Raw genomic sequence first — 13,351 nt, forward strand, 5'->3', positions numbered from 1 at the left:
CGGTTAATCTACAAGCATGGGGAATTTCCATCAACCGGTGCACTATAACGCAGGAGAACTCAGCCTAGCCAGTTTCCAATCTTGGACAACCCGCTGTGCCGCTGCATATTTTCTCTGGCTGTTCCCCGAGTACGAGCCGGCGCTATCGGTAGCAAGAACGTATGGATACGTGGGAGATACCCACTAGCCACTTGAACGCGCGACCGTAGCACTTCTTGCTGTCTACGCTGCCAGTGCCGACGAGGCCTGTACGCGCGAGGGAGTGAACCTTTGATAACGACGCTGATATCGATGGTGGGCCACCTCTCTCCATGTTCTGAAGCCCCTACAGGTGTACGGTTCGCGCTACTCTCGATTCCTCTGGCTTCCGGAAGAGCCTACAGTGACTGCCCACCGCGAATAGCGTAGGCAACGGTGGGAAGTTTGCTCCTTATGAACTTCAGTTTCCCAATAAGGCTCGTAGCCGAAATTCGATTTGTTTGCTGATGAAGATCGCCTACACAACCGAGGAGTGGACGGCTCCGCGCTCCAGCGGAAGATTGTAGTTTTCGACTGTTTCACGTGAAACGGAGAGTGGAACTCCCAGCTTGCGATAGATAGGAGAATAAGCGGAGCCGGATAGAACCTGCGGCCTATATTCATGCAGTCAAATCTGCGTCCTGCGGCGATCCTGCAGTTATTCGGGCTACTTCTGCAAGGATGCTTGCCTCGGGAGCAAACGCCCTACTTATTGCGGTTCCGCTGTCGACCGGCTCGGGCTTCTTCCGGGCCCACCGACCGGCCGTCTTTCCAGGCGCATAAGATACATCCCCGACCATTGTTCCACGTGCAGCGTCTCCGTAAACGAAGTGTAGATACGATGGAGGAGCTTCAGCCGTCGGATCCTCGAAGGCCTCTGTTCGTTTCTGAGACTTCAGATCTACTCGGGCACGCCCTAACCCCCTGAGGAGAGCTATAAGGCCCTCAGCAAGGCTCCTGTAGCCGCTGATGGCAGGATTTTGCAGCCCAATGCTGAGCTCAATCTTCGGAGCAGGCCAAGGAGCACCTACGGAAGGGCTCATTGACAACTCGGCAAGTCGCGAGGGGTTATGTTTCTAATTATTCGAAGGGGAGGGGCCGGATCCTAGGTTGTGGTTGCACTAGAAGCATTTGCTGCGTCCTCTGGCTGCCCGCGAGGCAATGATGTCGCAAGGGGCTTGTAGTGGATAGTGACGCGCCGGAGTACGTCCAAGGACAATGAGTTTCGCGACGCCGTTGTCTCCTCTTGAAGGCCGGTGGGAACCGGGATCAAGCGTTACTGATGTAGGGGCACTCTAAGCCCTACAGAGCGTCTAAGGCCACTGACTCCAACGCCGGAAGTTCGATTCAACGTCAAGTTTTGGGCTCGCAAACCTGACCTGTACCTAGAGAAGCCGTTCGTGTGGAAAATAGAGGGGGTGCAGCGAAGAGGGCACACGAGGTTTTGGTACTACAGCTCTAAGTTCAAACCTTGCACAAACAGTAAATCGCAAAGTTTCACGTGAAACGGTTGGGGATCCATTCTGGCGGCATAGCTAATATCGCCTAACTGCTATGAGCTTTGAGCTGTGTCAGAGCTGGACGCCTGAATACACCTTAGGCAATTCCCTTCGAGAGACACCAACGCCAGGGGTGACTCTAACTTTCTCGTGTTGTTCGCTTTGCCGGGTTCAGCGAGTAAAGCGTTAGGGCAGCTGTGCGTGTTGCGGACGAAGCACTGGCAACACAGAAAGTGCAGGCATTTCCTAAAGTAGGGGAGTAGGGACCGGTGGGCGTTGAAGTAGTCATTGCCCAATTCGCGACACTACTGCGGGATGCTTGTGGGTAGAAACATTGAAAAACCGGGGTGAGACTAGTCGCAGATCGGTATCGAAGGTATTCGAAATTCAGGGATAGACCTTGTCTTCGGGGACAGCTGGGTCATGAAGACCGGCAACTTTCCCGGTCGGTGATTTTGCTCCTCCACTTGGAACAGAGGAAACATTAGCGACGTTGGTCCGCTATCGAAAACACGCTATTTTTGTGACATACCTGGGTTTTCAGGACCGGTGGAACTCCACGGAAGACCGGCGCGTGGCAAGGTTCAGAGAATGTAAAACCTGAATAATCGAACTTTTCGAACACGCGCGCAGGATGCTCTCACAACATTGCACGCAATCGCAGAAGTGGCTGCGACTTTGAGTGTCTTCTCTTGAGATAGAGCAACCAAAAGGCTCGAAAGAGTGTAGCCGCAGTAAGGCGAGCTCGTGTCACTGGAAACGACTTTCCAGTCTTTGGCCCCGCACCTTTTTTGTCACCGGAACCACCATTGTCCTACCTGATGATCCTGCGCATTACGCATTACGTGTTTCCCCGCGGTTCTATTGGCTCCAGATGGCCGGTACCACATGTCCGTTAGCAAACGAACGGAGCATTGAGCCCGCTGCGACTATAGCTTGTGGTAGGTGTACCCGTGTTGCAGCTGGCCACAACAACGGTTGAACGCACCTCGCGGATTAATGCCGTCTATTACAGTACGAGTGTCCAAGAACTCCGGCCGCGATCGCGATGAGGATGATGGGGGAACGGGAAGCGCTCTAGCCCGGGGCTACGTTTAGAAGGCTGCTTTCCGGAAGCTTGATGATCGCGGGATCATCCCTCTTGACCCCACTACGCAGACTCATTGAAATCGCACCGTGTGCGGTAGAACAGCAAAATTGCACGAAACGCTAAATTCTGGCGACAGCATAGTGGTCATTGAGTAGGAGTACCCAGTAGCCATCAAGTGATGGACCAGCTCTGATAGCTATTTCCATCATGGCCCATGGACGTCACTCGTATTGTACGGTGGCGGGAGACGTCATTGCTAGATTTGGGAAGAAGCACGCGGCGCGCAGAAAGCGAAGGAAAGACAGCAATCATTCTTCACAGTGCCATCAGCCGAAAGCGGCCTGCATGTCGGGCATGATCCTTCGGGATTATCAGTCGAGGACTGGTAACAGAAAACAAAATAATATACTTGATTTCAAGCTTCGATTCTTCCAGAGCCTTTGATCCGCTAATCGTCCGATAACAGGGGTTATTCTCCGGTAGAGAAAGACCACTAAGGGTGGCGGATCACTGATCCGCCACCTTAGTGGTCGATACTTCGTTCTTCACTACCTAGAGGTAGGCAGCGAATTCCTTCTCGAGAACAGGCTTCGGCTTGGCGCCAATCGACGTAGCGACGTGTTCACCGTCCTTGAAAACGTAGACAGCAGGAATACTGGTGATTCCGTACTTTGCTGCGATGCCCTGGTTTTCGTCGACGTTGATCTTGACGACCTCTACCTTGTCGGCGTGCTCGACGGCAATCTGATCAAGAATGGGGCTCAGCTGTCGGCAGGGGCCACACCATTCTGCCCAGAAATCAACGATTACCGGCTTACTTGCTTCCAGCACGTCCGCCTGGAAGCTTGCTTCGGTGACATCCTTTGCGTTGCTCATGAGAGACAACCACCTTTCTGTAGAGCTTAATTCGTCGCCTGTACGGGGGTTTTTAGATCCGCCAGGAAGTGTTCAACGTCGATTGCGGCTGCGCATCCAGAACCTGCGGCGGTGATCGCTTGCCGGTACCGAGCGTCGATGACATCGCCGGCGGCAAATACGCCCTTCAACGAGGTTTGAGAAGTGCGTCCGTCAACAGCGATAGTGCCCTCTGCAGTCAGCTCGAGCTGATTCTTTACCAGCTCGGTGCGTGGATCGTTGCCGATAGCGACGAAAACGCCCGTGACGGGCAGAGTCTTCTCTTCACCGGTGCTACGGTTCTTTACGCGTAGTCCGGCGACCTTTTCAGCACCCTCGATTCCGACAACCTCAGAGTCCCAAACGAACTCGATCTTCTCGTGGGCCATGGCGCGGTCTGCCATAATTTTCGAGGCCCGTAGTTCGTTTCTCCGGTGCACCACGTACACCTTCGAGGCAAACTTGGTCAGGAAGAGTGCTTCTTCCATGGCCGAATCTCCGCCGCCAACAACTGCAATTTGCTGATCACGGAAGAAGAACCCATCACAGGTTGCACACCAGGAGACACCCTTGCCGGACAGACGCTTCTCATCTTCCAGGCCAAGCTCGCGGTACGCTGACCCGGTCGAAACAATAACGGAGTGCGCGGTGAAGACGGTGCCGTCGTTGACGGTGACCTTCTTGATGTCTCCGGTGAGATCCAGATGCGTCACGTCATCGAAGAGTACTTCAGCGCCAAAGCGCTCGGCTTGCTGCTGCAGATTGTCCATAAGGTCGGGTCCCATGATGCCCTGTGGGAAACCAGGAAAGTTTTCCACGTCGGTGGTGTTCATCAGTTCTCCACCAGCGGTTACGGAACCGGCAATGACCAGTGGATTCAGGTTCGCGCGCGCAGTGTAAATTGCTGACGTGTAGCCCGCTGGACCGGAACCGACGATGATGACATCGCGGATTTCATCATTCTGTGTTGAAGCCACGGGGGAGGGACCCTTTCATTTCATGTAAATGCGAAGTGCATAGTGCGGTTAGACCTCACTATGCACCTCAACGTTTGATAACGGTGAAAAATTCCGTCAGTGTTACTTGGCCGAGAACTCACCAATCTGCAGCCCAAAGGGACGAGATGCATTCGCGCCAGAAGCGCGACGCGGCAGTTCAGTAACGTTCAAGAAGACGTATTGGCCCGTGGCTTGCTCTTCATTCACTGGAACAGTCAGCGACGGGCCCGTGAATGAGCCGTTGGCCACGGAGTTTGCTTCGCCCAGGTCTTCGCTGTCACCAATCAGAATCTGGTAGCTGCCTCCAGAGGCGTTGAGGCCGTCAAGCTGAACTTCGCTGATCTTCGACTCATCTTCCAGCTCGAGGATAAACACCATGTTGGAGGCAAAACCGCCGAAGTTCGCGGTGGTATACGAGTAGGTGTTGTAAACACTGGCAGGATTACCGTCGATCATCTTGGACAGCGTGTCATCGGTTTCAGCGTTCAGCTTCTGGTTCCCCGGCACCAGCCGGGAAACATCAGCAATTTCCGGGGCAGGCAACGGGGGACTCGGTGTCCGAAGGGGACTCCTCGTTCGGCTCGGCGGGCTGCTCCTGAGTTTCGTTCGGCGGCGTCTGAGCTACGGGCTCATCGCCTCCACCACGGCCGAGGAAGTTAAACGCGAAAACTACCCCAATGACGAGTACAGCGATCAGCACGGCGCCCACCAACAGGCGAGCTCCCTTGCTGCTGTTTTCGTTGTTCTCTTCCGGATTTTCGTAATCTGCGTTGGAGGCAGGAACGTTCTTGGCTGCGGCGGGGAAGGTTTTGGCCTTCGAGCCGTTGCCGGATGCGGCTGCTGCGGCAGCAGCAACCCCGCCGGCATCGGCGGCCCCCGCAGCCCCCGCAGCCCCACTGGCCTTTTGAGAGCCAGTTGGCTTATCCCCGCGGGGTTCTTTCTTAGGAGACTCGGATGCTGCAGCTGCCGCTGACGTCGCCCCTGCGGCAGCAGGCTTCTTTTTGTCCTTGGAAGACTTTGGTTCCTTGCCCTTGGAAAGCTCGGCCGAAGACAACGCCGCCGTGGCGGTGACATTCGGCTCGTCGTCCTCAAGACGGGTGACTTTTGCCTTGTCGGCAGGCTTGGCGCCCCCTTCCGAGCCTTAATCGGCGCAACCGGTGTGGTGCTTGGAGAAGACGTCTCCTGCGGAGCCGTCTTCGGGTCGACATCATCGCCCTCTGCCGCAGGCAGTGATTGCTCATCACCTTCAGCGGACGCATTCTTGCGTCCGAACCTGTTCTTCAGACCGCTGAATCCACTGCTGAGAGCGTTTCCGATACGGCCCTGCTCTTCCGGCTCCTCCTCATAGCGGAGGTGCTCGTAGTAGGCGTCGTCATCCTCGTAGGTCTGCGGTACTGCCTGACGAGTTTCACCGAAGATTTCGGTGCCCAGAGTATCTGTGAAAAACGGCTCGACATAAGGAGCGTCGCGCTCAACCACCAAGTCGAGCAAGTCCGCCGAATTGGCCAGGTTGGCTACGAGATAAGTTTGATTGGCGTCCGTAACGCAGATCGAGGACCTGGACCGCAGCGGAACGCTCGTCCATCGCGATTTCGCGCGCGCTGCTGGCCAACTGTGAGGAATTGTCCGTCGACGCAACCAGAATACTGACGGATCTGTTCAGCACCTGGTCAATGCCTTCGAGGACAAGGTCTCCTTCGGCGGAGGTCAAGACAAATTCGGTGACCTGGTAGCGACCGCCGAGGACGGACCCGACATCGATGGACTGCGACACGTACATCTCCAAGGGTTGGTTGAGCATTCAGGCGGATTCCCCGCCATCCTCATGTTACCTGCGATACGACGGGATATGTGGGTGATTTGGCTAGAGTCACGTGGCCGTCGAAGACGCTGTTTTTCTGTAGATTCCGTGCCGGCGTTCTCCGGGGCGATTCACCTGTGAACCCTGTTGGCTAACCACCGGTGACATAGCGGGTCAGCACCTCGCGCGCGAGGTCGGCAATGCGCCGCTCGTTGGGAAAAGACAGCCTCTTGCCCAATGCGTTCAGGGGAACCCAATCGACGTCCACGCTTCATGGTCCGGATCGTTTTCGATGGTCAACTCGCCACCTGTGGCCTCGAGCAGGAAGTGGTGCACCGTTTTGTGGACCCGGTAGTTGGTGACGGTAAACCAGTAGTCCACGGATCCCAGGGGCGCGAGAATCCGACCGGCAATTCCGGTCTCTTCCTCGATCTCCCGGATCGCGGCTTCCTCATTGGTCTCTTCGCCCTCCGGGTGGCCCTTGGGAAGACACCACTCGAGCCGCCCGCCTCGGTTGTACCGGGCGATGATTGCTACGGGGAAGGAGGAATCATCGAAATCGATCACGATACCGCCGGAGGAAACCTCCTCGACGGTGGGCAGCTGTTGGTGCCCTCCAGCCGCGTGCGCATGCGCCATTGACGCTGTCAATGGCGTGCGCTTAGGTGCGGACGGGATCGGACGGTTCATGAAACCACTGTATCGACAAAACGCCTAACATTCCGTTAACAACGTGACGCGGAGAGTTTTGTCGCAGTGAATACCACCGAGTACGTGCACACGGGGCCGGGAAATCTGGCACCCTTAAAGGACTATGTACGAACTTCCTTCCCACGCAGTGCTGCGCCAGATTCTTCCCGCGGTCATTTTCGAGTTGGCTGACCGCTTCGTCGCAGCTGGATTCGAGCTGTCGCTGGTCGGTGGACCGGTCCGTGATCTCTACCTTGGACGCGTCTCACCTGACCTGGATTTCACGACCAACGCGCTGCCGGATCAGACCCTGAGCGTCATTGAGGGTTGGGCGGACGCAACGTGGGATGTGGGCCGTGAATTCGGAACCATCGCGCTGCGTAAGGGCAGGGACACCATTGAAGTCACGACTTACCGCGCGGATGCCTATGACAAGGATTCTCGCAAGCCCGTCGTGGCCTTTGGCGATAATCTGCGAGACGATCTGTACCGACGCGATTTCACCATGAATGCCATGGCACTGCGTTTGCCGCAGCTGGAACTCATCGATCCCTTTGACGGAGTCGCCTCCCTGAATGAGGGCTGATTCGTACGCCGGGATCTCCGGAAGTCTCTTTTTCCGATGATCCACTGCGGATGATGCGGGCTGCGCGCTTCACCTCGCAGCTGCGAATGAACGTTGCACCGGAGGTTCGCAAGGCCATGCGGCACATGGCTGACCGGCTCGAGATCATTTCGGCTGAGCGAATCCGCGATGAGCTGGTCAAACTCATCAATGGCGCGGACCCGCGATCGGGTATCGATTTGCTGGTGCAAACCGGCCTGGCCGACATCATGCTGCCCGAGGTGCCGGCGTTACGTCTGGAGATCGACGAGCACCACCGGCACAAGGATGTCTACCAGCATTCACTGACCGTGCTGGAGCAGGCGATTGATCACGAGACCGATGCCGACGGAGCGGTTCCGAAACCAGATTTTGTGCTGCGCTTCGCTGCCCTGATGCACGACATCGGCAAGCCGGCGACACGGAAATTCGAGAGCAACGGCTCGGTCAGTTTCCGTCACCATGACGTGGTGGGCTCCAAGTTGGTCAAGCAGCGGATGCGTGCCCTGCGTTTCGACAAGGAAACGATCAAGGCCGTTGCCCGTCTGGTTGAACTGCATATGCGTTTCTACGGTTATGGGGAAGCCGGCTGGACAGATTCCGCGGTACGTAGGTACGTGACAGATGCAGGTCCCCAGCTCGAGCGTCTGCACCGCCTGACCCGCTCGGACGTTACGACGCGCAACCGCCGCAAGGCCGATCGCCTGTCGTTCGCCTACGACGACCTGGAAACCCGGATCCAGCAGATTGCTGAGCAGGAGGAGCTGAATTCCATTCGGCCCGACCTTGACGGCGAGCAGATCATGAAGCTACTGGGGATCTCTCCGGGACCCGTAGTGGGACGTGCGTATAAGTTCCTGTTGAACATGCGCCTTGACGAAGGCCCCTTGGGGGAGGACAAGGCCGGAGAACGCCTCCTGCAGTGGTGGGCCGAGCAGCCCGAGTCGCGGGACTAAGCCGCGCACATTGCGGGTTTGCCGCCCTCCTGCGCGCTGCCGTGTGGTGATTGCAGGACGGCGGCTGTTTGTGCTTTCCGTGACGGTAGGACTTGCCCGAAGACTTTCCGGATGACTGCCGTTGCTATGTATTGGTAGCTGCAGCTGCAGCTGCAGCTGCCTTCTGCTTCTGGGACAGCAGTCTTCACACGTCCGGCGGCACCACGTGGCCCGTGAAGCCGAAGAATCTTTAAAGTATTTTCCCTTGTGGCTGGATATTCCGCGCAGAGTTCAGTTATGCTGGGTATCGTGATTGGGAAGTCTCAATGAGACTAACGAGATCGAAGAGACAATAAACGTTGCAGTCTCGCACCTGAGGTGCGATCGACTCGAGCAGACCTAAGGAGGTGGGAAACATGAATATGATCCAGATTTCTTGGACTAATGGCGGCGGATTTGCCGGCTTTTACGCCCGCGTGCGGCGAGTTTCCCCAGCCTCCGGACAGATGACGATCTAGTTCTCTCACACTAACTCATCAAAAAGTTCCTGAGGCTGAATAGTCAGTATTCGACCGAAACCTCTAGGAACTTTTCTCATGTCTGCCCCTCTTTGCACTACTCCAACCCGTGCTATCCGCGCCGCGGAATTGATCTTCGCCGGACCGGAGAGCCTGAAAGCGCGTAGTTCGCTTTCGAACCCTCAAGTTGTTCCCGTCCTTTCGACGCAAACGGAAAGGAGGGGAGGCTAGTGAAAAAGCGCTACCGCGGCGATCAGACTGATCGCTTCAAGGAAACGCGATTCCATCAGGCACGTCGTGAACGTGAAATGAAGAATCACGTTCCACCGGAAATGTACTTCCGTATCCGCTAGGGGTCGGCTGACGCCATTACCGTCAGTGCCAGACCAAGGGGGATACATGATGGAACCGCAACCGAATATCCAGACGAGGCCCGCCGGCCTGTGGCCCGGCGGGCCTTGCCGCACCCAGATGACGAAGGCCTTGGAACAATGCAGGAGTTTCACAGTCCGACCACGAGAGCTCTTAAATGCAGGTGCCACCGCCTTGTGGACACGGTGGGCACCTGAAGACTCGGGCGGGGAGTGGACCGTTAACGCTCGATCTCGCCGCGAATAAAGGCCTCTACCTTCTGACGCGCGGTTTCGTCGTCGTACTGCTCCGGCGGCGACTTCATGAAGTAGCTGGAAGCGGAGAGGATGGGACCACCAATGCCGCGGTCCTGGGCGATCTTGGCGGCGCGCACCGCGTCGATGATGACGCCCGCGGAGTTCGGGGAATCCCAAACCTCCAGCTTGTATTCGAGGTTGACCGGCGCATCACCGAAGTTGCGTCCCTCGAGGCGCACGAAAGCCCATTTGCGGTCGTCCAGCCATGACACGAAGTCGCTCGGGCCGATGTGTACGTCATCGGCACCCAGGGCAGCTGAGGTGTTGGAAGTGACCGCCTGGGTCTTGGAGATCTTCTTGGATTCCAGACGCTCGCGCTCGAGCATGTTCTTGAAGTCCATGTTGCCGCCCACATTCAGCTGGTAGGTGCGGTCCAGGACAACCCCACGGTCTTCGAAGAGCTTTGCCATGACGCGGTGGGTGATGGTGGCACCGATTTGGCTCTTGATGTCGTCGCCGACGATCGGAACACCAGCATCTGTGAACTTCTGCGCCCATTCCGGGGTGCCGGCAATGAAGACCGGCAGTGCGTTGACGAAGGCAACGCCAGCGTCAATCGCAGCCTGTGCGTAGAACTTGGCCGCTTCTTCCGAACCCACCGGAAGGTAGCAGACCAGTACATCGACCTGGGCGTCCTTGAGGGACTGAACCATGTCCACCGGTTCGGCCGAGGACTCCTCGATGGTTTCGCGGTAGTACTTGCCCAAGCCATCCAGGGTATGTCCCCGCTGGACGGTGATTCCGGTCTGCGGCACATCCGCGATCTTAATGGTGTTGTTCTCGCTGGCCAGGATTGCGTCAGCAAGATCCAGTCCAACCTTCTTGGCATCGACGTCGTAAGCGGCGACGAACTGCACGTCGCTGACGTGGTAGTCGCCGAACTGAACGTGCATCAGACCCGGAATGGTGGAATCAGCTGCCGCATCGCGGTAGTACTCGACGCCTTGGATAAGTGACGTGGCACAGTTACCCACACCGACGATGGCAACTCTGATCGGGTTCGCCGACACATGAACTCCTTTGGAAAACGATGAAAGCTATGGGGAGCGGATCCAAGAGATAAGAGTTATCCGCAAACAGGCTCCCCCATAGATCTTAAGTCCCTTACTATGCACTTTCATTCCCGCTTCGGCGAAGAGATTGGGAAGCGAGGCTCGTTACTGTTACCACCCGACCTCATGCGGACGGAAAGTCCCCTGAGTTCGGTCGGTAATGACTGAAAACAAAGTCAGTACCAAAAATTCTATTGGGCATGAACGACCGCGCTCGGTGAGCGTAGAGCACGTTATTAGGCTTGAAAAATCATGAAATATTATGTCATTAGCAAAATTTCAGATGCTCATGAGGTGTCTGGTAGCTCTCATTTCACGCCTGTCCCAGAATCCGCCGCAACTTTCGGGCAATTTCCAGCATTGGGCGGGGCATTACGGTGCGTACGCGCTGCCGCAGAGGAAAGTTCTTCAGACGTGACAGCATTTGCTCGTCTGTCTGCAGCGTTCCAGTCTGCGCTCTAGACGCTAGGAGTTGCAGTGCGTCATGCAGATCGCGGGCATTGCGATGAAAGTAATTTTCCCTCAGCCATGCGCGGTTCGGATTACTGAGTCCGAGCATCTGCAGTTGTTGCAGGCTGCCTTGAATCCCGGAGCCGACGAACACCGTATTAATCAGTGAAACGTCAACGCCAAAGTCGTTGATGACCAGGGTCGGCAACCCGTGGTCCAGGGCCTCGAGTGCCGCGGTTGAAGAAACCGTGGCCAACGCCGTTCCCGGAACCAGAAATTCGTGCAACGCCCCCGTGGCAAAACGGATGTGGCTGGTCCGGGAGAGCCGTCCGTCCTGGACCATCTGCTCCAACAGCGCGTCATAAGGGTATTGCTCCAGATGTGTTTGCGGTTCTCCGGCCCGGGCGCGCAACTTGATGATGACCTCGGTACCCGGGTTCATCCGGGCCGTGCCTTCCAGGGCCAGCAGGATCTGTTCACGCTCATCACGTGCGCTCGGAACCTTGGCCTGGGCGGCAAACACGACTCGGTTAATCGGCTGGCTACAAGTGGCGGGGAAGCCAGGACTGGTCAAAAACGGCAACTTGCCCAGCAACAGGGTGGGCTGGTGGCCGGGTTCGGAGTCGGCCAGGAAGGAGAAATCCCGCACCTCGGCGTGCGAATGGCAGATGAAGGCATCCCCTGCCCGACGATAGTTCCAGCCTTTCGCCGTCGCGGGGAAAGCTACTCCCGGCAGCGCCGAAACGAGCGCCGTGCGGCGTGCATCGACCGGTTCGCTGCGCAGGATCCTGGCATAAATTTCCGAGACAATCGGCCCGGTGGCCGAAGCGAACAGCACATCTTCGGTGACGGTACCGGCGGTGAGGTGACTTAGCGGCAGAATTTGGACGTGCTGCGGGTCCAAATCCGTGCCGCTGAAGGCCGCCCGGATCTGCTCGTCGGTGGGGCTTGTGGGGGTGCGGACAACCACGACCCGCCGCCGCCATCCGTCGCCGAGCTGGTGCAGCAGGTGGGCGGCCAGCTTCAGGTACGAGTCGGAGTCGGCCACGGCCAAGATGGAGGGAGTCACCGGGCATCACACCTTCAGGGAATTGGACAGGTGCTCGCGCAGCTGCCGGGATGTCGCGGCGGTCCACCAGTGTTCGGGCACCGCTTGGGGAATGACCTGGTGGCGTTGCGTACCCAGCAGCAGGCGCAGCGAAGGCACCACTGTGGAGGGCAAGGAGCGGATTAGCTGCCCGGAACGCAACCGGCGCAGGCGCATTTCAATGGGAATGGTGTGCTCCTTGAGCCGGACATTGGGGATCCGGCCAATCAGCTCGAGCAGGTGCGGGGTTTCGCGGCGGTGCGGAAAATACGCCAGCGGCCCGTCCTGGGCCACATCACGCAGCCATTCCAGATACGGCTCGGGATGGATCAGCCCGTCGGTGCTCATCGCCGAGCCGATGACCAAGGTGGGTTCGGCGAAGCTCTCGGCCACGGGTTGGGCGGTGAGCCATTCGAAGCGGTGCTGGGCAAACTTGATGCCCAGTTGCTCCATGCGTTCGCGCGTGGGCTCATCCACGTCCAGGGCGGAGACGATCAGCAGGCGCTGATCGCGCGCCATGAAACGCAGCCGGTACCACAGCGCCAGTCCCAGTGCCCTGCGGCCCGCGGAGTTCTCCACCCGCTCCCGCACCAGTGGTACCGGGTCTTGGCTGGTCAGCTGGCGGATCAGCGCCAAGGTGGCGAGCCCGTCGTCGATGATGACCACTTCACGGGATTGCACCGGCCCCAGCAGGGCACGCTGCACCCTGCCCGAGTAGGCGTCCCCGGTGACCCAGCGTTCATCGGTGGACAGCGGTGCCGGTGGGTTGCGGGAGGGCTCGGGCAATCGCCAGCCCGCGGGGGGCGGCCTGCAGCAGTGCTTTGGTGGTGGCCTCCAGCGGCATGTTCTGCGTGGCACGATGCGGGTGTTGCTGCCCAGCAGCCCCGCTGCATGGGTTTCCACCGCAGAGAGCAGCTGCAGTGGGGATTCGACCCAGACTCGGCAGTGGCCGAAGCGTGGCCGGCTGACCTCCGCCTGCGGACGGTGCACGATCTTTTTCACCCGCGCGCTCCCGACTCCAGGCGACGGGCCATGCTGCTAAAGGCC

At 57.8% G+C, this 13,351-nt stretch carries 9 protein-coding genes and 2 pseudogenes; 2 read left to right on the forward strand and 9 right to left on the reverse strand.

Annotated features, from left to right (window positions below; genetic code table 11):
- Positions 1 to 3,159: 3,159 nt before the first annotated feature.
- From trxA to JCM19049_RS00835, 6 genes and pseudogenes are all read right to left on the reverse strand, one after another.
- Positions 3,160 to 3,483, reverse strand: a complete 324-nt coding sequence (gene trxA, locus JCM19049_RS00815; protein ID WP_054820497.1) for a thioredoxin — start codon at positions 3,481 to 3,483, stop codon at positions 3,160 to 3,162.
- Positions 3,484 to 3,509: 26 nt separating this feature from the next.
- Entirely contained in the window at positions 3,510 to 4,478 is a 969-nt protein-coding gene (trxB, locus tag JCM19049_RS00820; RefSeq protein WP_054820498.1) for a thioredoxin-disulfide reductase, read from the reverse strand.
- Positions 4,479 to 4,580: 102 nt separating this feature from the next.
- Complete coding sequence (locus tag JCM19049_RS00825; protein ID WP_279402138.1) at positions 4,581 to 5,006, reverse strand: hypothetical protein; 426 nt, start codon at positions 5,004 to 5,006, stop codon at positions 4,581 to 4,583.
- Between the two features lie 13 nt (positions 5,007 to 5,019).
- Positions 5,020 to 5,553 (reverse strand): hypothetical protein, encoded by a 534-nt coding sequence (locus tag JCM19049_RS17615; protein WP_279402139.1) that lies wholly within the window; start codon positions 5,551 to 5,553, stop codon positions 5,020 to 5,022.
- A gap of 417 nt (positions 5,554 to 5,970) precedes the next feature.
- Entirely contained in the window at positions 5,971 to 6,273 is a 303-nt protein-coding gene (locus JCM19049_RS00830; RefSeq protein ID WP_279402140.1) for a hypothetical protein, read from the reverse strand.
- Between the two features lie 178 nt (positions 6,274 to 6,451).
- Positions 6,452 to 6,939: pseudogene (locus JCM19049_RS00835) on the reverse strand (NUDIX domain-containing protein).
- A gap of 175 nt (positions 6,940 to 7,114) precedes the next feature.
- On the opposite strand from JCM19049_RS00835, the pseudogene JCM19049_RS00840 reads away from it, so the two are divergent.
- Positions 7,115 to 8,550 (forward strand): annotated as a pseudogene (locus JCM19049_RS00840) (CCA tRNA nucleotidyltransferase).
- A 727-nt stretch (positions 8,551 to 9,277) separates the two neighbouring features.
- Positions 9,278 to 9,400 (forward strand): hypothetical protein, encoded by a 123-nt coding sequence (locus JCM19049_RS17620; RefSeq protein WP_279402141.1) that lies wholly within the window; start codon positions 9,278 to 9,280, stop codon positions 9,398 to 9,400.
- 239 nt (positions 9,401 to 9,639) lie between these two features.
- Here the strand turns inward: JCM19049_RS17620 and JCM19049_RS00845 are convergent, their stop codons facing one another.
- From JCM19049_RS00845 to JCM19049_RS00855, 3 genes are all read right to left on the reverse strand, one after another.
- The gene (locus tag JCM19049_RS00845) at positions 9,640 to 10,725 is read right to left on the reverse strand and encodes an inositol-3-phosphate synthase (RefSeq protein WP_054820501.1); all 1,086 of its coding nucleotides are present in this window, start codon (positions 10,723 to 10,725) and stop codon (positions 9,640 to 9,642) included.
- A 355-nt stretch (positions 10,726 to 11,080) separates the two neighbouring features.
- Entirely contained in the window at positions 11,081 to 12,286 is a 1,206-nt protein-coding gene (locus JCM19049_RS00850; protein WP_054820502.1) for a DUF6716 putative glycosyltransferase, read from the reverse strand.
- Between the two features lie 6 nt (positions 12,287 to 12,292).
- Positions 12,293 to 13,306: a hypothetical protein gene (locus JCM19049_RS00855; RefSeq protein WP_054820503.1), complete on the reverse strand. Its 1,014-nt coding sequence runs from the start codon at positions 13,304 to 13,306 to the stop codon at positions 12,293 to 12,295.
- Positions 13,307 to 13,351: the final 45 nt, after the last annotated feature.

This window comes from Arthrobacter sp. JCM 19049 (assembly GCF_001310435.1).